The organism is Loktanella sp. F6476L (assembly GCF_023015725.1).
Lineage (GTDB): Bacteria > Pseudomonadota > Alphaproteobacteria > Rhodobacterales > Rhodobacteraceae > Yoonia.
In genome coordinates this window covers 48624-72813 of sequence record NZ_JALKAR010000009.1, presented here as the reverse complement: position 1 = coordinate 72813, position 24190 = coordinate 48624, and the positions used below count along the sequence as shown (strand labels likewise).

Below are 24190 nucleotides of genomic sequence, written 5' to 3'. Positions count from 1 at the left end.
CCAATAGGTCTATGTGCATTGACAACAGCGGCGTCGGCTTCCACCCCCGACCCAACCGGAAATCTGATACGGGCCGCGCGCCCGTTTTTTTGTGCCTGATAGAATGGCGAAGCTAAATGAATGATTTGATTGCAAAAGCCGCGATTGACCGTCGCATCGCAGACATCATCACCCCTGTCGTTGAAGACATGGGATTCGAAGTTGTGCGCGTGCGATTGATGTCCGGCAAAGAGACGATTCTTCAGATTATGGTCCAGCGCCCTGATGGCCAGATCGAAGTTGATGAATGTGGACAGGTGTCCACGGCGATCTCGGCAACGCTCGACGTCGAAGACCCGATCGTTGAGGTTTATAACCTTGAAGTGTCTAGCCCGGGTATCGACCGTCCTTTGACCCGTCTCAAGGATTTCGACCAATGGCAGGGCTTTGAGGCCAAGATTGAAACGGACGAGCTGATCGATGGTCGTCGCCGTTTTAAGGGCGAATTGGCCGGTGTGCAGGACGACGAAGTTCTGATCACCATTGAGGAAGGCACAATTGGTTTGAAATTCGCATGGCTGTCTGATGCCAAGTTGGTTTTGACCGACGAGCTGATCCGCGATGTTTTGAAGGGCCGCAAGGATGCGGGCCAGATTGATGAATCCCAGTTCGATGAGATTGAAACGATCATCGACAGTGACGAAAACGCTGCCCCCTCTAAGGCGGGCAAATCCAAAAAGCGCCCGAGTTCAAAGAACAGCGCGAACAAGGAGAGTAACTAATGGCGATTACCTCAGCCAACCAGCTTGAGCTGCTGCAAACCGCAGAGGCCGTAGCCCGCGAAAAGAACATCGACCCTGTGTTGGTGATCGAAGCGATGGAAGAATCCCTCGCGCGTGCTGCGAAATCCCGCTACGGCGCGGAAATGGACATTCGCGTGTCTATCGACCGTCGCACAGGTAAAGCCACGTTCACCCGCGTTCGCACGGTTGTTGAAGAGGAAGAGCTTGAGAATTATCAAGCTGAATTCACTGTGGCACAGGCCCGTGAATACATGGACAACCCTGAAATCGGCGATGTATTCTCTGAAGAGGTTCCGCCGGTTGAACTAGGTCGTATTGCCGCCCAGTCCGCCAAGCAGGTGATCCTTCAGAAAGTCCGCGAAGCTGAGCGTGACAAGCAGTACGAAGAATTCAAAGACAAGGCTGGCACAATCATCAACGCGCTTGTTAAGCGTGAGGAATACGGCAACGTCATCATCGACGTGGGTTCAGGTGAAGCCATCCTGCGCCGTAACGAAAAGATCGGCCGTGAAGCGTATCGCCCGAACGAACGCATCCGTTGCTTCATTAAAGAAGTGCGTCGCGAACAGCGCGGTCCGCAGATCTTCCTGTCCCGTACAGCGCCAGAATTCATGGCTGAACTGTTCAAGATGGAAGTTCCTGAGATTTACGAAGGCGTGATCGACATTAAGGCCGTTGCACGTGATCCAGGTTCACGCGCGAAGATCGCTGTGATTTCACACGACGGGTCAATTGATCCGGTTGGTGCCTGTGTTGGTATGCGTGGTTCGCGTGTTCAGGCTGTTGTGAACGAACTGCAGGGCGAAAAGATCGACATCATTCCTTGGAATGAAGATATGCCGACGTTCCTCGTGAACGCGTTGCAGCCTGCTGAGGTGTCCAAGGTTGTTCTGGACGAAGAGGCTGGCAAGATCGAAGTTGTTGTTCCTGATGAGCAGCTTTCGCTGGCGATTGGCCGTCGTGGCCAAAACGTGCGTCTGGCATCTCAGCTGACTGGTCTTGATATCGACATCATGACTGAAGAAGAAGAATCCAAGCGTCGTCAGGCAGAATTCGAACTGCGTACGAAACTGTTCATGGATACGCTGGATCTGGACGAATTCTTTGCGCAGTTGCTGGTTTCCGAAGGGTTCACGAACCTTGAAGAAGTTGCCTACGTTGAAGTTGAAGAACTACTGGTCATCGAAGGCGTTGACGAAGGCACTGCTGGTGAACTGCAGACACGTGCACGTGAATATCTGGAAGCCCAGAATAAGAAGGCCATGGATGCTGCAATTGCCGCTGGCGTTGAGCAGTCCCTGATCGACTTTGAAGGTCTGACACCACAGATGTTGGAAGCCCTTGGCGCGGATGGCGTGAAAACGCTTGAAGACTTCGCGACTTGTGCGGACTGGGAATTGGCTGGTGGCTGGACCATCACTAAAGGCGAACGCACCAAAGATGACGGTGTACTGGAACCATTCGATGTGTCGCTTGAGGAAGCGCAGAACATGGTCATGACAGCCCGCGTAATGCTGGGTTGGGTTGACCCTGACGAACTGACTGCTGACGAAGACGAACCTGCCGAGGAGGAATCAGAAGCCTAATTTGGGCTTCTGACCTTGAATATGGCGCGTGGTGGCCAACATAAGAACCCTGACGACGGTGCGGAACGTAAGTGCATCGTCACAGGAGAGGTGCAACCAAAGGCTGGATTGATCCGGTTTGTGGTTGGCCCCGACAATGCGGTTTATCCTGACATCTTGGGTAAACTGCCCGGTCGTGGTATGTATGTCACCGCGGATCGCGCGGTTCTTGAAGACGCGCGGAAGGGTCATTTCGCCCGCAGTGCAAAGCAAGCCGTGACCGTATCGGATACGTTGATCGACGATGTTGAACGGTTGCTTGCCCAACGTGTTGTTGATCTGCTGGGCCTTGCACGTAAGGCCGGTCGTGCTGTGTGTGGGTTTGAAAAAGTTAAAGGCTGGCTTGCTGGATCTGAGAACGTGCGCGTTCTAATGCAGGCCTCTGATGGCTCCGAACGGGGCAAAACGAAACTATGGACCCCTGAGGGGGCTCGCTACTTTGGATGCTTGACCGCGCAAGAGTTGGGTTTGGCCTTTGGTAGAGGAACTGCAATACATTGCGCGGTCTCTACTGGTGGACTCAGCAATCGTGTTGTAGAGGATGCAACAAAGCTTTCGGGCTTACGCGGGATTGATGGTCAAAAGACTGGCAAGGGCAAAGCGGCCCTTGGGAAGGATACGAATTTAAATGAGCGATAACGACGGCAAAAAGACACTTGGTCTTGGCGGTTCTCGTCCAAGCAACGTGAAACAAAGCTTTAGCCACGGGCGTACAAAGAACGTCGTGGTGGAAACAAAGCGTAAGCGCGTTGTGGTTCCCAAGCCTGGCGCGGGTAAACCTGTGCCGTCTGGCCCAACCGGCCGGCCCATCGGTGGTGACCCATCGAAACGTCCTGCAGGCATTTCTGATGTCGAACTCGAACGCCGGATGAAGGCGCTCGCGATGGCGAAAGCCCGCGAAGCCGAAGAGCAAGCCAAGCGCGAAGCCGAAGAAAAAGAACGTGCTGCTGAACGCGCAGCCCGCCGTGCGGAACAAGAAGCCAAAGAGGCGGAAGACCGTGAACGCGAAGAGCGCGCCAAGCAAAAAGCCGAAGAAGAGGCTGCCAAAAAAGCAAAAGCCGAAGCTGATGCACGTCGCGCAGCAGCGGCACCTGCCGCGGCTGCGACCCCTGCGGATGATGCGCCATCTGGTGCGGCTCGCAACGCTGGCCCACGCAACAAAGCGCCCGAGCGCGACAACCGTGACAATAAAGGCGGTAAGCCTGGTCGTGGTGGCGCGAATGACGGACGTCGTTCTGGTAAGCTGACTGTCAACGCCGCGATGCGCGGTGGTGAAGGCGGTCGTCAACGGTCCATGGCTGCGATGAAGCGTAAGCAAGACCGCGCCCGTGCCAAGGCGATGGGTGTGTCTGCCGAGCGTGAAAAGGTTTACCGCGAAGTGTCCCTGCCAGAAGCGATTACCGTTTCTGAATTGGCTGCCCGTATGACCGAACGTGTTGCTGACGTTGTGAAGGCGTTGATGACAAACGGCATCATGGCCACGCAAACACAGACGATTGATGCGGATACTGCCGAATTGATTATCGAAGAATTTGGCCACACTGTTGTCCGCGTTTCTGACGCTGACGTTGAACAGGTGATCACGGCTGAAGAAGATAAAGCAGAAGATCTGAAGCCACGTGCCCCGATCATCACGATCATGGGCCACGTTGACCACGGTAAGACATCCCTTCTGGATGCGATCCGTAAGACACGTGTTGTGGCTGGCGAAGCTGGCGGCATCACGCAGCACATCGGTGCGTATCAGGTAACTACTGAAAGCGGTCAGCTTTTGTCGTTCCTCGATACACCGGGCCACGCGGCGTTTACGTCGATGCGGTCACGTGGTGCGCAAGTGACTGACATTGTTGTTCTGGTTGTTGCGGCAGATGATGCTGTGATGCCTCAGACAATCGAAGCGATTGCACACGCGAAAGCGGCGAAAGTGCCGATGATCGTGGCCATCAACAAAATCGACCGCGAGGGTGCCAACCCTGACAAAGTGCGGACCGATCTGTTGCAGCACGAAGTGATCGTCGAGAAAATGTCCGGTGATGTGCAGGACGTCGAAGTGTCTGCGATTACGGGCCAAGGTCTGGACAAACTGCTTGAGGCGATTGGCCTGCAGGCGGAAATTCTTGAACTGACAGCTAACCCTGATCGCGCAGCAACTGGTGCGGTGATCGAAGCCCAGCTTGACGTGGGTCGTGGTCCTGTGGCTACGGTTCTGGTTCAGTCCGGTACGCTGAAACGCGGCGATATCTTTGTTGTGGGTGAGCAGTGGGGTAAAGTCCGCGCGCTGATCAACGACCAAGGCAAACGCGTTGAAGAAGCCGGTCCGTCTGTTCCTGTAGAGGTTCTGGGCCTGAACGGTACACCAGAAGCTGGTGACGTTCTGAACGTGACAGAAACCGAAGCCCAAGCGCGTGAAATCGCTGAATACCGCGAGAAAGCTGCGAAAGATAAACGTGCAGCTGCTGGTGCGGCGACTACACTTGAGCAGTTGATGGCGAATGCGAAAGCGAACGAGGACATCAGCGAGCTGCCAATCTTGGTGAAAGCCGACGTGCAGGGTTCTGCCGAAGCGATCGTTCAGGCGATGGAAAAAATCGGTAACGATGAAGTCCGCGTTCGTGTCCTGCATTCCGGTGTTGGTGCGATCACGGAAACAGACATCGGTCTGGCCGAAGCATCCGGCGCCCCTGTGTTTGGCTTTAACGTGCGCGCCAATGCGACGGCGCGGAACACGGCCAACCAAAAAGGCGTGGAAATTCGGTACTACTCGGTCATCTATGACCTTGTTGACGATGTGAAAGCCGCCGCATCTGGCCTGTTGTCTGCGGAAATCCGCGAGAACTTCATCGGGTATGCCACCATCAAGGACGTCTTTAAGGTGTCTAACGTTGGTAAGGTTGCTGGTTGTTTGGTCACTGAAGGTGTGGCGCGTCGGTCTGCCGGTGTGCGTCTGCTGCGTGACAACGTGGTGATCCACGAAGGTACGCTGAAGACCCTGAAACGCTTCAAGGACGAAGTTGCCGAAGTGCAGTCCGGTCAGGAATGCGGCATGGCGTTCGAGAACTACGAAGACATCCGCGCGAACGATGTCATCGAGATCTTTGAGCGTGAAGAGGTCGAACGGAACCTCTAATCAGGTGACCGAATTCATTCGAAAAGGCGGCCCTTTGGGTCGCCTTTTTGCATTTTGAGGCGGCGGAAATTCATTGGCGCTACGTTCAATACGTATGATTGACCAAAAGGTGTCCCAATGATCCGATATTCCCATATCTCGTATATTTCGCTGATCGCAGCGTTGACCTGTCTGCCAGTGATCGCAATGGCCCACGTCGATACCGGCAGCATTAGCGATCAAGCCTTGGTGCAAGAGCCAGACATTGTCGCGTGTACACTAGAAGACGGAACGCAGTCCGAATGCGCGCAGTTCACCGTCAAATACCTTCCGGATGATCTGGATATTGGCCCGTTTTGCCCCGCAACACTGGACGATGAAGGGGGTATCTGGGATTGGACGGGTGACGAGGCAGGATTGTACCGCATTGATCGCGCGTATTTTGAATTTCTCAGCAACCTTGGCTACACGTTTTACGACGAGGACGGCACGGTGCATATCGCGGACATCGCGAGGGCCCAACCTGAAGACGACCATGCCTGCATTAACGTATCTGAAGACGCTTCGGTCACGATGACGATGCTGATCCCGACAACCCCCGTTGTCGCGGATAAAAGCACTGCGCTTGGCACAGTGTCCAAGATCGGTTTGGCGCTGAACGGCGTGCCGATCTTTTCAGATGCACCTAGTATTCAACAGACGGGGCATATGCCCGCGCTGGATACGTGCGGCGGTCATGTTGATCCGGGTGGTTGGTATCACTGGCACGCCACATCAACAGATTTGAACGCTGTTTATGATGCCGTCGATGTCGCAGCGTCTTGCTATCTTGAGCAGGACAGCGCCGCGATGTTTGGTTACGCTTTCGACGGTTTCCCGCTTTACGGCAGCCAAGATGCGGGTGGTGAAGTGCCGACTAATCTAGATGAATGTCAGGGCCATGTCAGGGAGACAGAGGAATATCCCGATGGTGTCTACCACTACCACGCTGGCACAGAGTTCCCGAATTTGCCGCCCTGTCTGATCGGTGTGCAAGCCGAAGGCAACTTTACCACCACCGCCGAGGCGGGCGTTGGCGCCCAGAACGCAGGTGACGGTGGACGGAATGAACCGCCGCGTCCTGGTGACAACGGTGGGATGCCACCGGGGTTTGAGGATGCCGCCGCGCAACTTGGCGTCACGAGCGAAGCATTCTTTGCGGCGATGGAAGCAGCCGGTGGACGTGATGCGGATCTTTCACAGGTCGCGACGACATTGGGCGTTTCATTGGATGACCTGCAGGCCGCGATGCCACAGCGCCCGTAAGGTGTCATGTTCGTTAGAGCCAGTCGCGCAAAATTGGGATCAGCGGAATATCTGCGGGCGGCATTGGGTAGTCGCGCAGGTCTTTCGATGAGACCCATTTCAACGTTTGCCCTTCGCGCCCTTGCGGTGTGCCGTTCCATTTGCGGCAAGCGAACAGGGGCATCAGCAGATGGAAGTCATCGTAGCTATGCGATGCAAAGGTCAGCGGCGCGAGGCAGCTTTCCCATGTGTCGATGCCCAACTCTTCTTGCAGTTCGCGGATCAGGGCGACCTCTGGCGTTTCGCCCTGTTCGACTTTGCCGCCCGGAAATTCCCATAGGCCCGCCATGGATTTGCCTTCGGGACGTTGGGCCAAAAGGATGCGCCCGTCGACGTCGATCAGCGCGACTGCGGATACAAGGACTGTCTTCATGACCGATAATCCGCGTTAATCCGGATGTATTCGTGGGTCAGATCGCAGGTCCATGCTGTGCTGGTACCGGACCCGATGCCCAGATCGACGTTGATCGCGATGTCTTCGCCTTTCATGTACGCGGCACCGGCGTCTTCTGAATAGGTCGGGGACACCCACCCGTTTTCCGCCACTTTGATATCACCGAAACTGATCGCCAGTAGGTCGCGATCCGCCTTTGCACCAGATTTGCCTACTGCCATTACAACGCGGCCCCAGTTGGGGTCTTCGCCAGCAATCGCGGTTTTCACGAGTGGTGAGTTTGCTGTCGCCATCGCCACCTTGCGTGCGTCTGCGTCGTTCTCGGCGCCTGTGACGTTGATGGTGATGAACTTTGTCGCGCCTTCGCCGTCGCGCACGACCTGATGCGATAGGTCCAGCATAACCGCGTGCAGCGCTTCGGCGAAATCGTCGTTGCCCGTAACATCCACGCCGGACGCACCCGTTGCGCCGACCAGAAGCGTGTCAGAGGTCGAAGTGTCGCTATCGACGGTGATGTTGTTGAAGGTCTTGTTGGTTTGTTCGGTCAGCAGCCATTGCAGCGCCTCGAAGCCAATCGCCGCATCGGTGAAGATGTAGACCAGCATTGTCGCCATATCAGGCGCGATCATGCCGGATCCTTTAGCGATGCCTGCGATGTTCACGGTTTTGCCGTTGATGGTGATCTGCCGCGTTGACCCTTTGGCGAAGGTATCGGTCGTCATGATTGCGCGAGCAGCATCGTGCAGGCCGGAGGCGTGTTGCGCTGTGTGCAGTTCGTCGACTTTCGCGATGATCTTGTCGTGCGGCAGCGGTTCACCGATCACGCCAGTAGAGGACGTGAAGACGCGGTTTGATGCCACCCCTGTGGTGCTTTGGATGGCATCAGAGATGGCATTCACCGATCCCGTGCCGGCCTTGCCCGTGAATGCATTGGAATTGCCGGAGTTCACGAAGATCGCGGCAGGTCCTGTTTGGTCACCGCCGAGTTTTTCTTGGCAGTCGAGCACATTCGCAGATCGCGTGGCTGATCGTGTAAAGACCCCGGCGATGGTGCTGCCGGGCGTCAGCAGGGCCAACATCACGTCGGCCCTGTTTTTGTATTTCACCCCCGCTTCCGCAGTTGCGAATGTCACGCCGTCAATGACGGGCAGTTCAGGAAAGGCCGCAGGGGCCAGCGGGGACAATGGCATTTATTTTGGCTCCAGCAGGGACAGGTCGCCCAGAAGTTCAGGATCGATTGTGCCTTCTTCCGGCGTCACGATGTCTGCGGCTTCGGTCAACGCAGCGAGCCGTGCTTGAATTGCGGCTTCTTGGACTTCTGCCATCAGTTCGGACCGGACAGCGTCCAATTCAGGTGCTTCTTTGACGCGCTTTTCGATCAGGTTGATCACGTGGAACCCGAATTGGGTTTCAACTGGATCGGACACGCCGCCGACTTCCATCGCCATGACCGCATCTTCAAACGGGGTGACCATTTGGCCTGCGCCGAACCAACCAAGGTTGCCGCCGTTCGGACCGCTTGGGCCGGTTGAGACTTCTTTTGCGACTTCGCCGAATTCTTCGCCTGCATCAATGCGGGCTCTGGCAGCTTCAGCTTCTTCCAGCGTTTCAACAAGCAGGTGGGCTGCGTTGAATTCGGTTTCGGATTCTGCGTTTTCGTATTTCGCGTCGTAGGCGGCTTGGACCGCTTCATCCGTCATGGATGCCACAGACAGCGCGTCGATTTCTTCGCCAGCCAGCAGGGAACGGCGTTCGTTGCGCAATGCATAATCGACGCGGGCAGGGGCCGTTTCGACGGCATCTGCCAAAAGTTGTTGCTGGATCAGCTGTTCCAGAACACCTTCGAACAACACGTCAGCTGGCAAAGACTGGTACTGCTGAGGCAGCTGTGCGCGTGCGATAATCATCTCGCCCAATGTGATCTCTGTCTCGCCAACGGTGGCAATAACGGTATCCGCAGTGGTTTCTTGTGCTGCAACCGGTGCCGCCAACGCTGCGATCAGCGCCGCAGACCCCAAAAATGTTACATGTTTCATTCTAAAACGATCCCTTGATGCGCCGCGCGGGTGCGCGACGTTGACACTGTTCAACCCCGACCTTAGATCAATGAAAGACCCTGAGGGGGCTGGTCTTGGCCCTTTGTAGGTGGCCTGTTCAGGGGCTACAAGCGACCTCCTCTCAATTCGATGTTAGACAGGCGTCACTGCGCCACCGGAGAATACATGCTTGGTTTAGGAACCGTCGCCAAAAAAGTCTTTGGCACCGCCAATGATCGTAAAGTGAAATCGGTTCGCCCGCTGGTCGCGAAGATCAATGCGCTTGAGCCTGAGTTCGAAAAACTGACTGACGAGCAGATCAAGGAAAAGACAGAAAGCCTGGCGCAACGTGCCATGGGTGGTGAAAGTCTGGATGATCTGCTGCCGGAAGCGTTTGCTAACTGTCGTGAAGGCGCGCGTCGTGCGCTTGGTCTGCGTGCGTTTGACACACAGTTGATGGGCGGGATTTTCCTGCATCAGGGCAACATTTCCGAACAGAAGACCGGTGAAGGTAAAACCCTGACCGCGACCTTTGCGGCCTACCTGAATGCGTTGACTGGCAAAGGTGTGCATATCGTCACCGTGAACGATTACCTTGCCAAGCGTGACGCTGAATGGATGGCGAACGTTTATAACTTCCTTGGTCTGACTGTTGGCGTGATTTACCCGCAACAGCCGGAAGCCGAAAAGATTGAAGCCTACGCCGCTGATATCACGTTTGCGACGAACAACGAGCTTGGCTTTGACTACCTGCGCGACAACATGAAGTCTGAACTGTCCCAGATGTCGCAACGCGCCCACAACTTTGCGATTGTGGATGAGGTCGATTCGATCTTGATCGATGAAGCACGGACACCGCTGATTATTTCTGGTCCCGCGCAGGACCGCAGCCAGATGTATATCGACATCAACAAGCTGATCCCTGAAGTGCAGGACGATCATTACACGCTGGATGAAAAGACCCGTCAGGCGACGTTTAATGACGAAGGCAACGATTTCATTGAAAAGCGCCTGACCGAGATGGGTCAACTGCCTGAAGGTCAGACGTTGTATGATCCGGAAAGCGCGACGCTGGTGCATCACGTCAGCCAAGGCCTGCTAGCCCACAAGATGTTCCAGCGCGACAAAGACTACATCGTCCGTGGTGACGAAGTGGTTCTGATCGACGAATTCACAGGGCGGATGATGGACGGTCGTCGTTTGTCCAATGGTTTGCACCAAGCGATTGAAGCCAAAGAAGGCGTGAACCCGAAGCCGGAAAACGTGACGCTAGCTTCTGTGACGTTCCAGAACTATTTCCGTCTGTACGACAAACTGGCTGGTATGACTGGTACGGCGTTGACCGAAGCGGACGAATTCAAAGAGATTTACGGTCTTGGCGTGGTCGAGGTTCCAACGAACCGTCCGATCGCCCGCTTGGACGAAAACGACCAAGTGTACCGGACCGCCCGCGAGAAATATCAGGGCGTGATTGACCTGACCAAAGAAGCGAATGCCAAAGGGCAGCCTGTTCTGGTTGGTACCACGTCGATTGAGAAATCAGAGCTGATTAGCCAGATGCTGACTGCTGAGGGGATCGCGCACAACGTGCTGAACGCCCGCCTGCACGAACAAGAAGCGCAGATTATCGGTGATGCTGGTAAACTGGGTGCGGTAACAATCGCCACGAACATGGCGGGTCGCGGGACCGATATTAAACTGGGCGGTAACGTCGAGATGCAGGTCGTTCAGGCGCTGGCGGAAGATCCAGAGGCGAACCCTGATGAGGTACGCGCACGGATCGAGGCGGAACATAAAGACGCCGAAGAAAAGGTGAAAGCCGCTGGTGGTCTGTTTGTTCTGGCCACAGAACGTCACGAAAGCCGCCGGATTGATAACCAGCTGCGCGGCCGTTCCGGTCGTCAGGGTGACCCGGGCCGGTCGTTGTTCTTGCTGTCGCTCGAAGATGATCTGATGCGGATTTTCGGGTCTGAACGCTTGGACAAGGTTTTGTCGACGCTTGGTATGAAAGAAGGCGAAGCGATTGAGCACCCATGGGTGAACAAGTCGCTGGAGCGCGCGCAGGCGAAAGTCGAAGGTCGTAACTTTGACATGCGTAAGCAGTTGCTCAAGTACGATGACGTGATGAACGAGCAGCGTAAGGTGATCTTTGGTCAGCGCCGCGAAATCATGGAAGACAGCGATCTGTCTGAAGTAGTGCGCGATATGCGTTATCAGGTTATCGAAGATCTGGTCGACGACTTTATGCCGGCGAAATCTTACGCGGATCAGTGGGACACCGAAGGCCTGTACGCCGCTGTCATCCGTGATCTGGGCATGGATGTGCCTGTGATGAAATGGGCAGCGGAAGAAGGCGTCGACGACGAAGTCATGCGCGAGCGGCTTGAAGCCGAGAGCGACAAGCACATGACCGAGAAGGAAGAAGCCTTTGGTCCGGAAACGCTGCGCAACATCGAAAAGCAGCTGTTGTTGCAGACGATTGATGCGAAATGGCGTGAACATCTGCTGACATTGGAACACCTGCGATCCGTCGTTGGTTTCCGTGGGTATGCCCAGCGTGATCCGTTGAACGAATACAAAACAGAAGGTTTCCAGCTGTTTGAACGTCTCTTGGATGGTTTGCGGACCGATGTGACCCAAAAACTGGGTGCGATTCGACCTATGACCGCCGAAGAACAGGAGCGTATGGTTGCCCAAATGCGCGAACAACAGGCCGCAGCAGCGGCTGCTGCCGCAGGTGGCGCAACTGCAGGGGGAGCGACTGTTGCGGGCGCTGCAACAAACCCAGACGCCGCGCGTCCCGGATTTGTAGAAGATGACCCAAATACGTGGGGCAACCCAAGCCGTAATGACGCTTGCCCGTGTGGCTCTGGTGACAAATTTAAACATTGTCACGGAAAATTAGGCTAAATTCAGCCATAATCCCGTCACGATAAAACCCCCGCGCAGTCGCGCTGGGGCCACGACCAAGGTGCTTATTGTTTCCAAGTGGGAATCGGGAGCAACCTCATGTCGCGTCTTACGAGAGTTAAAAAGGCAACGACCATCGCATCGACTTTTGCGATTGCGTTGGGCATCGGCTTTATCATGCAATACGGCGATGTAGATGCCGCGCGCTACAACGCCAATCTGCCCGTCGAAATTCGCGACCCTGTTCTGCTCGTCGATTATTCGCCATTGGCGACAGCCGATAGCTTTACGTTGAAGCCTGAAGCACCAGCCGCTCAGCGCATTGCAACGACGGCGAACCTGCCGATTGATCCGGATAGCGTTAAACTGATTGCGTTGGTCGAAGATGTTGATGACGTTGATGGTCAAAGCCTATTTGCGCAAACACAAATCAGTGCAAGCGTTTCAAAAGATTGTGAAATTCTTGCTGTGACAGCACCGAATGCGACAGGGTCTGTAATCGTCACTGTTGTGTCAGAATGTCGATCAGACATGCCGTTTACGGTGAACCACAGTGGTTTGTCCTTTTCGGCCCAAGCAGATGCAGCCGGTACGGCGATAATGACGGTTCCGGCTTTGTCCGAAGACGCGACTTTCTTTATCACGTTCGAAGATGGCAAAAGCCTTGCCGCGTCGACCTATGCGCCGCAAGCTCAGCAATACAATCGCGTCGTGTTTCAGTGGGAAGGTCATGACGGGGGTTATTTGCAATCAAACGGCCCTGAAGGGACCCAGGTAATGCTGGATCATTTTGGGGACGACATCGGAGAAATCCCGCGGTTTGCCGAAGTTTATTCCTTTCCTGCCGACACAGATATCGCGACCGGAATGCGCGACATTAACATCGTGGCGCATGTGACAGACAAGAACTGCGGCCAAGACCTGATCGCTGAAAGCTTTTCGGTCTTCCCAGGCATCGTTGATCTGGCATTTAAGGACATCCGTATCACACTTCCGAGCTGTGAAGAGATTGGTGCAACTCTTGAGTTGAAAAAGGTACTGGGGGAACAGACACTCGCGCTAAGATGATGCGACGCTGTTTGAACCAATTTACAGACAAGTTGAAATCTGCGGCATGTTTTGCCGCAGTTTTTCTTTGTGCGACATCTGCTTTGGCAGAACCTGTCACGGTAACATCTGACGGTGGTGGTCTGGTTCTGACGGGTGATGTCATCGGCTATGACGGTGAATTCCTGCAGCTGCGAACAGAATACGGCCCTTTGACGCTGCGCTATGCGTCGGTCACCTGTGGTGGCGCGGCCTGTCCTGATCCAGATGCTTATGTCCCGCTTGTGCGCATTTCAGGGTCCGCACGGATGTCTGAGGTCGCTGTGCCTGCTTTGGTCGAGGCATTTGGGCGATCCCGCGGTTGGCAATCTGTCCTGACCGAAATTGATGCGTCTCATTTCACTGTGGATTTGGTGGACGCGACGGATGGCGTGCAGGCAAATTTTGCGTTCCGTGTGACGAATTCCGACGAAGGCTTCGCCGATTTGATTGCCTTCGAGGCGGACATGGCATTGGCGGTCCGCGAGATACGACCCGAAGAGGTTGAATTGGCGTTGGAAGCCGGCTTGGGTGATCTGACATCACCGCGACAAAGTCGCATTATCGGTTTGGATGCGCTTGTGCCCGTCGTGCATCCTTCGTTGGAACTTGACGCAATCGCACTGAAAGATGTGTCGCAGGTGTTCCGTGGTCTTGTCGATAATTGGGCGGACATTGGTGGTCCGGATTTGCCCGTGCAACGCCACCTTGGGCCTGTTGAAAACGGGCAGATGCAGTTCTTCGTTGACCGGATCGTTAGGCCCGATGGCGGAACCGTTGCCGAAGACATCACGCGGCACGCCGATCTTTCGGCAGTGCGTGATGCTGTTGCAGATGTCCCCGGAAGCATTGCGATGTTGCCGTTTGGCCAGACGGGTAACACGCAGCCCTTGGCACTGCGAGACGCCTGTGATTTTACAGCAACCCCCGTGTCCACGACGCTTAAGACCGAAGATTACCCACTGACCGAACCGTTGTTTTTATATCTACCAGACCGACGGCAGCCGCAGATTGTTCGTGATTTTCTGGCGTGGTTGCGCGGGCCAGAAGCGCAGTTGGTCGTGCGCCGTGCGGGTTTTGTAGATCAGGGTGCAGTGCCCATTCCGCTTGATGCCCAAGGACAACGTTTTGCGAACGCAATCTTGAAGGCAGGCACCGACATCCCATTGGGTGAACTGCAACGCATGGTCCGCGTGCTGATGCCGCGCACGCGGTTGTCGACGAGTTTCCGGTTTGAGGTGGGATCAACGCGGTTAGACGCGCAATCGCGATCCAATATGATGGCGCTGGGACAGGCGATCCGCGACGGCCGATTTGACGGGCAAAGCTTGATGTTGGTGGGATTCAGTGATGGACGCGGGGCACCGGCCCCAAACAGGGAACTATCGAGCGCGCGTGCCGAGGCTGTGAAGCGTGCTTTGGTCGCCGCGTTGGGGACATGGCCAGAGGCCGTTACGTTGGAAACCGAAGCTTTTGGTGAAGCCTTGCCCATGGGTTGCGACGACACAGAGTGGGGACGACAGATGAACCGCCGTGTCGAATTATGGGTCGATCAAAGCAAACCCTGAACCCTGAACGACACTTCGCGTGATCGGCCGATAATGACATGATCGTGCAGGGTGATGCCAAGCACCTCTGCCGCGTTCACAACCTGTTGCGTCATGTCGATGTCCGCTTGGCTGGGCGTTGGATCACCGGACGGGTGATTGTGCACAAGGATCAAGGCAGCCGCATTAAGATCAAGTGCGCGTTTGACGACCTCGCGGGGGTAGACAGGAACGTGATCAATGGTGCCCTGCGCCTGTGCTTCATCCGCGATGACAGTGTTTTGTGTATCCAGATAAAGCACACGAAACTGTTCCGTATCACGATGCGCCATCACCGTATGGCAGTAATCAATCAAGGCGTCCCAATGCGATAGAACGGGCCGCTGCATGATCTTTGCCCGAGACAAGCGGTGTGCGGCAGCTTCGATCATCTTGATCTCTAATGCGGCTTTGCGGGTCACATCATGCACTTTCAACAGCTGATGAATGGGGGCTGAAACCACCCTGTTAAAGTCGCCGAAGGTGTCGAGGAGTTCAAAACAGATGGGGCGTACATCCCGACGCGGAATGGCGCGATACAGGATCAATTCGAGCATTTCGAAATCCAGCATCGCTGACGCACCACCTACGGCGAAACGATCGCGCAAGTGTTTGCGGTGATCGCCAATGTAAGGTGAGACACGTTCTGACGCAGGCAGGATGGCCTGAACGTCATCATCAAAAAGGGTACGGGCTTCGGCAAAGTGTGACATTGCCGAAGCTTGTAATGATTCTGGTGAAGGCGAAGTTAACGGTTAAGGCAATGCGCCTTAACCCTTCATTCCATCCCAAAACGATTTCACAGATTTAAAGAACGAAGACCCTTCCGGGTTGTTCTCTGCTGCGATTTCGTCGAATTCCCGCAGGATTTCTTTCTGACGGGTTGTCAAGTTCACGGGTGTTTCGACCGCCAGTTCGATGAACATGTCGCCTTGGCCACCGCCACGCAGGGCAGGCATACCTTTGCCGCGCAGACGCATCTGGCGACCAGATTGTGAACCGGCTGGGATCTTCACGCGTGACCGGCCACCGTCGATTGTTGGTACTTCGATCTCGCCACCTAAAGCGGCGTTGGTGATCGAAACAGGGACGCGGCAGAACAGGTTGGTGTTCTCGCGTTCGAACAATTCGTGGTCGTTCACTTCGATGAAGATATACAAATCGCCGGTTGGACCGCCGCGCATACCTGCTTCGCCTTCGCCAGCGAGCCGGATACGTGTGCCGGTTTCAACGCCAGCAGGGATGTTCACCGACAAAGATTTCTCTTTCTCGACGCGGCCCTGACCGTGACATTTGTTGCACGGGTTCTTGATCGTCTGACCCATGCCGGAACATGTCGGGCAGGTGCGTTCAACGGTAAAAAAACCCTGCTGCGCACGGACTTTACCCATACCTGAACAGGTCGGACATGTAACAGGTTCGGACCCGCCTTCGGCGCCAGTGCCGTTACATTCATCACAGCCAACAGCTGTCGGAACGTTTACGGTTTTCTGCATGCCTTTGAACGCATCTTCGAGGTTGATGCGCAGGTTGTACCGCAGGTCGTTGCCGCGTTGGGCGCGTGCCCGTCCGCCGCCGCCACCGCGACCGCCCATCATGTCACCGAACAGGTCGTCGAACACGTCAGAGAAGGCCGACGCAAAATCGCCCTGACCGCCACCGCGTGGACCGCCGCCGCCGCCGCCGCCGCCCATGCCGCCTTCGAAAGCTGCATGACCATAACGGTCGTACGCTGCTTTTTTCTCGGCGTTTTTCAGAACGTCGTAAGCTTCATTCGCTTCTTTGAACTGCGCCTCGGCGTTTGGATTGTCGGAATTGCGGTCGGGATGCAGTTCCTTCGCCTTTGTGCGATAGGCTTTTTTGATCTCAGCTTCAGACGCGCCTTTGGACACGCCGAGCGTCTCGTAATAATCACGTTTTGCCATAGTCATAATCCCCCTTGGGAACGGAAAAGACCGGCCCGCTTAGCAAACGGACCGGCCCAATCGTTTAGCCCGTGGGCTTAGTCACGCTTGTCGCCGTCCAGATCTTCGAAGTCTGCGTCGAGAATGTCGTCGTCGCCGCCAGCTTCGTCAGCGCCTTTGACGTCTTCTTCGCCGTTTTCTTCGTCTTGTGACGCTTTGTAGATCGCTTCACCCAGCTTCATCGCAGATTCGGTAACGTTCTGGATGCCAGACTTGATCTTGTCCGCGTTGTCGCCTTCGAGATCGTCTTTCAGCGCAGCAATCGCCAGATCGATGGCTTCGATTGTTGTCGGATCGACTTTCTCTTTGTGCTCTTCCATTGACTTTTCAGTCGAATGGATCAGGCTTTCCGCTTGGTTCTTGGCGTCGACGAGTTCGCGGCGTGCCTTATCGGCATCTGCGTTCTCTTCGGCGTCGCGTACCATTTGTTCGATATCGTCGTCAGACAGACCACCGGACGCTTGGATCGTGATGTTCTGTTCTTTGCCGGTGCCTTTGTCTTTGGCCCCAACAGACACGATGCCGTTGGCGTCGATGTCGAACGTCACTTCGATCTGCGGCATGCCGCGTGGTGCTGGCGGGATATCTTCGAGGTTGAACTGACCGAGGATTTTGTTGTCCGCAGCCATTTCGCGTTCACCTTGGAACACACGCAGTGTCACGGCGTTTTGGTTGTCTTCGGCAGTCGAGAAAACCTGAGATTTCTTCGTCGGGATCGTTGTGTTCCGGTCGATCAGGCGTGTGAACACACCACCAAGGGTTTCAATACCCAAGGACAGCGGGGTCACGTCGAGAAGAACAACGTCCTTCACGTCACCTTGCAGAACACCAGCCTGAATGGCCGCACCCATCGCAACAACCTCATCAGGGTTCACGCCCTGGTGTGGTTCTTTGCCGAAGAACTTTGTCACTTCTTCTTTAACGCGTGGCATCCGTGTCATACCACCAACCAACACGACTTCGTCGATGTCGGATGTGGACAGACCGGCGTCTTTCAACGCAGCCTGACATGGCTTGATGGACGCTTTGATCAGGTCAGCAACAAGGCTTTCCAGTTTCGCACGTGTCAGTTTCATCACCATGTGCAACGGCTGACCGTTAGACCCCATAGAAATAAACGGCTGGTTGATTTCTGTCTGTGAAGACGATGACAGTTCGATCTTCGCTTTTTCAGCAGCTTCTTTCAGACGCTGCAGCGCCATCTTGTCTTGGGTCAGATCAACAGAGTGCTCTTTCTTGAACTCACCTGCGAGGTAATCAACGATGCGCATGTCAAAGTCTTCACCGCCGAGGAACGTGTCACCGTTGGTGGATTTCACTTCGAACAAGCCGTCGTCGATCTCAAGGATGGTCACATCGAATGTACCACCGCCAAGGTCATAGACCGCGATTGTTTGCGTGTTTTCTTTGTCGAGGCCGTAAGCCAACGCAGCCGCTGTCGGCTCGTTGATGATGCGCAGCACTTCGAGGCCAGCAATCTTACCGGCGTCTTTCGTCGCCTGACGCTGGGCATCGTTGAAGTACGCAGGAACGGTGATAACCGCCTGTGTCACATCTTCGCCAAGGTATGATTCAGCTGTTTCTTTCATCTTGCCAAGAATGAAGGCAGAGATTTGAGAAGGAGAGTATTTCTCACCCTTGGATTCGACCCAAGCAGCACCGTTCCCACCGTCAACGACGTTGAACGGCATGTTCTTTTTGTCTTTTGCCAGTGCTTTGTCGTCGACATTACGGCCGATCAGACGCTTTACAGCAAAGATTGTGTTTTCTGGGTTTGTGACGGCCTGGCGTTTTGCCGGCTGGCCTACAAGGCGCTCGTCGTCTGTGAACGCAACGATAGACGGCGTTGTACGCGCGCCTTCTGCGTTTTCGATCACGCGGGGCTTTGACCCGTCCATGATCGCAATACAAGAGTTGGTGGTTCCGAGGTCAATTCCGATGACTTTGGCCATTTTATCAAATCCCTTACGTTTAGGCGGTTTGAGCAGCGCGAACCCGCTTACGGCACCCGCGCCTGATTAAAACTGATTCAGTTCAAGGACATGCCCTGCTCTGTGATCGAACGGTATATAGGGACGCGTTTTGGGGGCTGCAAGCAGTGGAAGGGGGATAAAACGTACCAATTTGCAAGTTTTACGGGTGATGTGGCGGTTTAGTCGAAATTGTAATCGAATGGTTAAGGCTGGCTGGGCTGTTGTCGCGGCGCATGTAATTGTATTCAGGGGGCGTGTGACCGAGGGGGCCGATGTGAAACTGACGAAAAGCCATGTGGCGATGTTGTATGACATTCTAAAATGGCGGCGCGATGTCCGCCATTTTCGGCGTGATCCAATTGATCCAGATTTGCTCGCAGTTTTGCAGGACAGTATGGCCCACGCCCCGTCCGTCGGGAACGCACGGCCATGGCGGGTGATACAGGTGGAAAGCCCTGACCTGCGTGCTGAAATCATCGCGAACTTTGAAACGAGCAACACTGCGGCTGCCATGGACTACACGCCGGCCGAACAGGCGGATTACTTTGCGTTGAAATTGGCTGGCCTGCGTGAAGCGCCCGTTCACCTAGCCGTTTTCACTGACATGTCTGTTCAGGAAGGCCGCGGGCTTGGCCGTCAATCGATGCCAGAAACGTTGTCGTATTCCACGGTCATGGCGATCTATACGCTGTGGCTGACGGCGCGCGCGCATAATATCGGGCTTGGTTGGGTGTCGATCCTCGATCCGGTTGCTGTATCGGCGACCTTGGATGTGCCGAAGGACTGGTCCTTCACGGGGTATCTGTGTTTGGGGCACACGGCATCTGACTCAGATACGCCTTTACTGCACGAAACAGGATGGCAGGAAGACACGCGTCAATCATGGGATGTTCGATAGCGACTAACGGTGTGCGTCCAAGGTGCAGCAGCCTGATTGCGCCCCGTTTCCGTCGGGCGCTTCGTTAAACAGCGTCGCTTTCCACCCAAATTCGCGGTCAGACATGCCGTCGTTGCAGTAGCCTTTTGAACGATAAGGGTCCGGTTTAAGGTCGGTCCTTCTTCAAAAACTGCAATTGCGCCGTTTGGCCCCGCGTTTTCGCGGATCATATTGAGATCGCGCCGGTCTTCGCCCATCGCGTGATATTCGTCGCCGCGCACCGTCACGTTTAGCGACCAGAACGGTTCGGTCCCAAAGCACGACATAGGGCGCGGGAATTCGTAAGGTTGTTGATGATCCGACCACGTGAGGAAACGCATTGCGACCCAGCCGTTCTGTTCGCCTAGCCCAACAAGGCCCCATTTGCCGTCGTTGGAAATCCGGATCACTTCAATGTTCATTGTGTAAGGGCCGTATTCCCCGATGATATCCGACGTCCCGTCAGGCATCGCGCGTATATTCAATGTATCATTAGCCGCGACCCCATCGGTTACAAAATGTGCCGGAAAGTCCTGCGCGATGGCGGGGCTGGCACATAAAACAATGGCAAACGCGATCTGCTTGATCATCGTCCGGCGTTCCAGCTGAGTGATGCGTTCTTCCGTGTGTAGAATTCTGCCATGAGCCCGATCATCACCAGACCGGCGCTGACATACAGCGGATAAGTCCAAGAACTGAAATGCGGATTGTAATGCAGAAAGATAAAACCGCGTGCCTGATCAATCGCGTGGAAAAGCGGGTTCCAATCGAAGAGAACCAGCATGGATGACGGCAAGGAATTGGCCACAAACATCTTGCCCGACGCAATCATATTGGCGCGGGAATACACGCTGGACCCAATCGTTGCGAAGCCGGGCAGCCAAGGTTTGATTGCCAGAAACATCATCCCGACACCGACGCCGGAAATCCAAGCCACAAGCACCATTCCGTAGGCGCCGATCATATTGTCGATGACGACGGGGGTTACGGCGACATGGTAGATGAACAGGACCGTCACCAAAGACAGTGTTTGCAGATAAAGCGATGACAGGGCCGCTGCCGTAATGCTGATGGCCGTATTCATCGGCGCGTGTTGCATCATCGGGGATGCGGGGCCTTCTGAACCGACAACGGCCCCCATTGCTTTGGTATGGGTCAGGAACAGGAAAATGCCCGACATGATATACAGCAGAAAATCACCCCGAATGGCGCTGCCGCGCATCCCAAGAAACATGAACAGCAGGAAAAACGTCATCACAAAGATGACCGTTTGCAGCATGTTCATGATCAAGCCCATGAAAGCATTGCGGTGATCCTTGCGGACCTCACGGACGGTGGCATGATAGATCAGTTCTAGCATGCCGAAAATCGTGCGTGACCGCGTTTGTCGGGTCTCTACATGGAACATACCTTGCGATCCTGCCTAATGTGCCGCGTGAATGGTCGCTGATATAGCGATATAGCACGTAATTCTTGAAGTCTTATTACCTGTGAAGCATAAGGCGAAGAACTTTAATTTTCAATATTTCCAGCAATAGCTGGGCCGAAATGGCAGGTAGTATGATGGACTATGATCTTCTCACCACAATAATGCGCCGTCTTTCCCTAGAGGCGGGCGACAAAATTATGGAAATTTACAACGGTCCAGATTTTGAAGTGAAGTCGAAAAGTGACGACAGTCCTGTGACGATTGCTGATGAAGCCGCTGATGCGATTATCAGCGATGGATTGCGTGCCGCGTTTCCTGACCTCGCCCTTGTAACAGAAGAGCAGGCGGCGTCCCATTCGGTCACGGCTAACACGTTCCTCATTGTTGACCCGCTGGATGGCACGAAGGAATTTATCAACCGCCGCGGCGATTTCACAGTGAATATCGCGTATGTCGTTGATGGCGTTCCTGTGCGCGGCGTTGTTTATGCGCCTGCGAAGGGTCGTATGTTCTTTACAGATGCGGATGGTGTTTCGGTCGAGGAAAGTGGTGATTTTGCAAAGGATACCGTTGGTGCCGTGAAGCCGATCAAGGTGACAAATCCAGATAACGATGCGCTGATGGTCGTCGCATCTAAATCCCACCGCGATCAGGCGACGGATGATTACATCAATAAATACAACGTCAAAGACATGAAAAGCGCAGGGTCTTCGCTGAAATTCTGTCTCGTCGCGACGGGTGAAGCTGATATTTACCCGCGCGTTGGCCGGACGATGGAATGGGACACAGCGGCGGGTCATGCTGTTCTTACCGGTGCTGGTGGTGACGTTGTGCGTTTTGATGACCACACGCCGTTGCGCTACGGGAAAGAGATTTTTGCGAACCCGTTCTTCATCGCTTACGCGCCGGGCGTCGACCTAAAGCAGCCCTAATTTGCCGCATTGGCTATCCATATGATGCAATTCGATACTTATTGGCGGCAAAGTATCCTTTTTCCCCTCTCAAAATTGATAGGGATTGGATAAAGTTAGCATCAATTGTATCAAAAATTTTGAATTACTAATGTATGGAGTAGACTTATGAAGAAGAAAGTTACCAAGGCGATCTTCCCTGTTGCTGGTATGGGCACACGATTCTTGCCTGCTACGAAGTCTGTTCCGAAAGAGATCATGACGCTGGTGGACAAACCGCTAGTTCAGTACGCGATTGATGAGGCTCGTGAAGCTGGCATCAAGGAATTTATCTTTGTTACGTCTCGTGGCAAAGGTGCGTTGGAAGACTATTTTGATCACTCTCCGCAGCTGGAACAATCGCTGCGCAAGTCTGGTAAAACCGAACTGCTCGACACGCTGAAGTCCACGAACATGGACAGCGGTGCGATTGCCTACATTCGCCAGCATAAGGCGCTGGGCCTTGGTCACGCCGTGTGGTGTGCCCGTCGTTTGATCGGGAATGAACCATTTGCAGTTATGCTGCCTGACGATGTGATCGCAGGCGAAACCGGCTGTTTGAAGCAGATGGTTGATGCTTACGAAGAAACCGGCGGCGCAATGGTCGCAACAATGGAAGTGTCCCCGGAAGCGACATCATCCTACGGGATTTTGGATGCGGTAAACGATGGCAATAATTTGGTGAAAGCCAAAGGCATGGTCGAAAAGCCAGCGGCTGGTACCGCGCCGTCAAATTTGGCTGTCATTGGCCGCTACATCCTGACCCCAAAAGTTATGAACAACCTCAGCAAAATTTCTACGGGAGCGGGCGGTGAGCTGCAACTGACTGACGCGATCGCGATGGAGCTTGAAGAAGGTCGCGACATCTTTGGTTACCGTTTCGAAGGGCAGCGTTACGATTGCGGATCGAAAGCAGGTTTCTTGCAGGCGACTGTCGCCTTCGCGTTGTCCCGTCCCGAACTGCGTGATGATCTTTCCGCCTACTTGCGCGACATCGTTGCCCCGCAGATCGCCGCTGAGTAACTTGTGACCACGTCTTCCGCTTGGCAAACTTACCGGCTGCGGATTAGGCGCAAACGGTTTTTGCTGCGCGCATGGCGCAAGCGGTCACAACTCAAAACAATGATGGATCGGACGGGCGACATACGGCCGTCCGATATTTTATGTTTTGCAACTTTGCGGAATGAACTCTTACGGCTTCCGTTCTTTCTGGATCATCATCGCAAGCTGGGTGTGCGCCATTTCCTGATTGTTGATAACGGCAGCGACGATGGCACGACCGCATTTCTAGAAAACCAACCTGACGTGTCGCTTTGGCGGACGGTGGACAGTTATAAACTATCCCGTTTTGGCATGGATTGGCTGACGTGGCTTCAAATGCAATATGCGGCGGGGCATTGGTGTTTAACCGTCGATGCGGACGAAGCATTGATTTACCCAGATTGGGAAACGCAGGATTTGAACGCTTTGACCGCATGGCTGCAAACCCGCGAGGTCCGGTCATTTGGTGCGATCATGTTGGATATGTATCCCAAAGGTCCGTTGTCGCAGCAACCTTATGCCGCGGGTGACGATCCCACCGACGCATTGACTTGGTTCGATGCGGATAACTACCGCCGGACTCGAAACCCGAAGTTTCAGAACGAATGGATCCAAGGCGGTGTGCGCGACCGTGTGTTTTTCCAAGACCGTCCTGAACGTGCGCCTACCCTGAATAAAGTGCCGCTGGTCCATTGGAAAAAGAGCTACGCTTACGTCACTTCTACGCATCACATGCTGCCGACCAAGCTGAACCATGTTTTCGACAGCCAAGTAGATGGTTTGCCGTCGGGTGTTTTGCTGCATAGCAAGTTTTTGAACACGATCGGCGAAAAGTCCGCAGAGGAACGGCAGCGGCGCGAACACTTTGAAAACTCTGATCTTTATGCAGATTACTATCAATCCCTGATCAACGACATTGATTTGTGGTATGAAGGGTCAACCCAATATGAAGGCTGGGAACAGCTTGTCGCATGTGGACTGATGTCAAAAGGCGACTGGCCGGACTGATCGTTATTGCTAAACCTTGTTTAATCACAGGGTCTTGCTA

20 protein-coding genes are annotated in these 24190 nt (G+C 54.5%); 12 read left to right on the top strand and 8 right to left on the bottom strand.

Annotation, left to right across the window (positions count from 1 at the left end):
* The first annotated feature begins 116 nt into the window (after positions 1–116).
* From rimP to MWU61_RS15945, 5 genes are all read left to right on the top strand, one after another.
* Positions 117–761, top strand: coding sequence for a ribosome maturation factor RimP (gene rimP / locus MWU61_RS15965; protein ID WP_247129445.1), 645 nt, complete (start codon positions 117–119; stop codon positions 759–761).
* On the top strand, positions 761–2368 hold the full coding sequence (nusA, locus tag MWU61_RS15960) for a transcription termination factor NusA (protein WP_247129443.1): 1608 nt from the start codon (positions 761–763) through the stop codon (positions 2366–2368). Before rimP ends, nusA begins: the two co-directional genes overlap by 1 nt.
* A gap of 21 nt (positions 2369–2389) precedes the next feature.
* Positions 2390–3046 (top strand): RNA-binding protein, encoded by a 657-nt coding sequence (locus tag MWU61_RS15955; protein WP_247129485.1) that lies wholly within the window; start codon positions 2390–2392, stop codon positions 3044–3046.
* Positions 3036–5534: a translation initiation factor IF-2 gene (gene infB / locus MWU61_RS15950; RefSeq protein WP_247129441.1), complete on the top strand. Its 2499-nt coding sequence runs from the start codon at positions 3036–3038 to the stop codon at positions 5532–5534. The genes MWU61_RS15955 and infB overlap by 11 nt, the downstream gene beginning before the upstream one ends.
* 117 nt (positions 5535–5651) lie before the next feature.
* Positions 5652–6818 carry a YHYH protein gene (locus MWU61_RS15945; protein ID WP_247129439.1) on the top strand — a complete coding sequence of 389 codons (1167 nt, stop codon included), beginning with the start codon at positions 5652–5654 and terminating at the stop codon, positions 6816–6818.
* Positions 6819–6831: 13 nt separating this feature from the next.
* Here MWU61_RS15945 and mutT read toward each other — a convergent pair whose 3' ends face one another.
* Genes mutT through MWU61_RS15930 form a run of 3 tightly spaced genes read right to left on the bottom strand, consistent with a single transcriptional unit; the run spans position 6832 to position 9287 of the window.
* Positions 6832–7230, bottom strand: a complete 399-nt coding sequence (gene mutT, locus MWU61_RS15940; RefSeq protein WP_247129437.1) for an 8-oxo-dGTP diphosphatase MutT — start codon at positions 7228–7230, stop codon at positions 6832–6834.
* On the bottom strand, positions 7227–8441 hold the full coding sequence (gene argJ, locus MWU61_RS15935; RefSeq protein ID WP_247129436.1) for a bifunctional glutamate N-acetyltransferase/amino-acid acetyltransferase ArgJ: 1215 nt from the start codon (positions 8439–8441) through the stop codon (positions 7227–7229). The genes mutT and argJ overlap by 4 nt, the downstream gene beginning before the upstream one ends.
* Positions 8442–9287 carry a peptidylprolyl isomerase gene (locus tag MWU61_RS15930; RefSeq protein WP_247129434.1) on the bottom strand — a complete coding sequence of 282 codons (846 nt, stop codon included), beginning with the start codon at positions 9285–9287 and terminating at the stop codon, positions 8442–8444.
* A 186-nt stretch (positions 9288–9473) separates the two neighbouring features.
* Between MWU61_RS15930 and secA the strand changes: the two genes are divergently transcribed.
* The 3 genes from secA (at position 9474) to MWU61_RS15915 (ending at position 14851) form a co-directional block, all read left to right on the top strand.
* Positions 9474–12197 carry a preprotein translocase subunit SecA gene (gene secA, locus MWU61_RS15925; protein ID WP_247129432.1) on the top strand — a complete coding sequence of 908 codons (2724 nt, stop codon included), beginning with the start codon at positions 9474–9476 and terminating at the stop codon, positions 12195–12197.
* Positions 12198–12296: 99 nt separating this feature from the next.
* Positions 12297–13265 (top strand): hypothetical protein, encoded by a 969-nt coding sequence (locus tag MWU61_RS15920; protein WP_247129431.1) that lies wholly within the window; start codon positions 12297–12299, stop codon positions 13263–13265.
* Positions 13266–13276: 11 nt separating this feature from the next.
* Positions 13277–14851 carry a phosphate ABC transporter substrate-binding/OmpA family protein gene (locus MWU61_RS15915; RefSeq protein WP_247129430.1) on the top strand — a complete coding sequence of 525 codons (1575 nt, stop codon included), beginning with the start codon at positions 13277–13279 and terminating at the stop codon, positions 14849–14851.
* Here MWU61_RS15915 and radC read toward each other — a convergent pair.
* From radC to dnaK, 3 genes are all read right to left on the bottom strand, one after another.
* Positions 14836–15582: a DNA repair protein RadC gene (gene radC, locus MWU61_RS15910; protein WP_247129429.1), complete on the bottom strand. Its 747-nt coding sequence runs from the start codon at positions 15580–15582 to the stop codon at positions 14836–14838. The two genes, MWU61_RS15915 and radC, sit on opposite strands and share 16 nt — an antisense overlap.
* A 57-nt stretch (positions 15583–15639) precedes the next feature.
* Positions 15640–16794 (bottom strand): molecular chaperone DnaJ, encoded by a 1155-nt coding sequence (gene dnaJ, locus MWU61_RS15905; RefSeq protein ID WP_247129428.1) that lies wholly within the window; start codon positions 16792–16794, stop codon positions 15640–15642.
* A 77-nt stretch (positions 16795–16871) separates the two neighbouring features.
* Positions 16872–18785, bottom strand: a complete 1914-nt coding sequence (gene dnaK / locus MWU61_RS15900) for a molecular chaperone DnaK (protein WP_247129427.1) — start codon at positions 18783–18785, stop codon at positions 16872–16874.
* 295 nt (positions 18786–19080) lie between these two features.
* Here dnaK and bluB point away from each other — a divergent pair, with 295 nt between their 5' ends.
* Positions 19081–19704, top strand: coding sequence for a 5,6-dimethylbenzimidazole synthase (bluB, locus tag MWU61_RS15895; protein WP_247129426.1), 624 nt, complete (start codon positions 19081–19083; stop codon positions 19702–19704).
* Here the strand turns inward: bluB and MWU61_RS15890 are convergent.
* Positions 19683–20312, bottom strand: coding sequence for a hypothetical protein (locus tag MWU61_RS15890; RefSeq protein WP_247129425.1), 630 nt, complete (start codon positions 20310–20312; stop codon positions 19683–19685). The two genes, bluB and MWU61_RS15890, sit on opposite strands and share 22 nt — an antisense overlap.
* Positions 20309–21130 carry an ABC transporter permease gene (locus tag MWU61_RS15885; protein ID WP_247129423.1) on the bottom strand — a complete coding sequence of 274 codons (822 nt, stop codon included), beginning with the start codon at positions 21128–21130 and terminating at the stop codon, positions 20309–20311. The genes MWU61_RS15890 and MWU61_RS15885 overlap by 4 nt, the downstream gene beginning before the upstream one ends.
* 155 nt (positions 21131–21285) lie before the next feature.
* On the opposite strand from MWU61_RS15885, the gene cysQ reads away from it, so the two are divergent.
* From cysQ to MWU61_RS15870, 3 genes are all read left to right on the top strand, one after another.
* A complete protein-coding gene (gene cysQ, locus MWU61_RS15880; protein WP_247129484.1) occupies positions 21286–22083 on the top strand; it encodes a 3'(2'),5'-bisphosphate nucleotidase CysQ in 798 nt (265 codons plus the stop codon).
* Positions 22084–22230: 147 nt separating this feature from the next.
* Positions 22231–23124 (top strand): UTP--glucose-1-phosphate uridylyltransferase GalU, encoded by an 894-nt coding sequence (galU, locus tag MWU61_RS15875; protein WP_247129421.1) that lies wholly within the window; start codon positions 22231–22233, stop codon positions 23122–23124.
* A gap of 3 nt (positions 23125–23127) precedes the next feature.
* The gene (locus MWU61_RS15870) at positions 23128–24150 is read left to right on the top strand and encodes a glycosyltransferase family 2 protein (RefSeq protein ID WP_247129419.1); all 1023 of its coding nucleotides are present in this window, start codon (positions 23128–23130) and stop codon (positions 24148–24150) included.
* Positions 24151–24190: the final 40 nt, after the last annotated feature.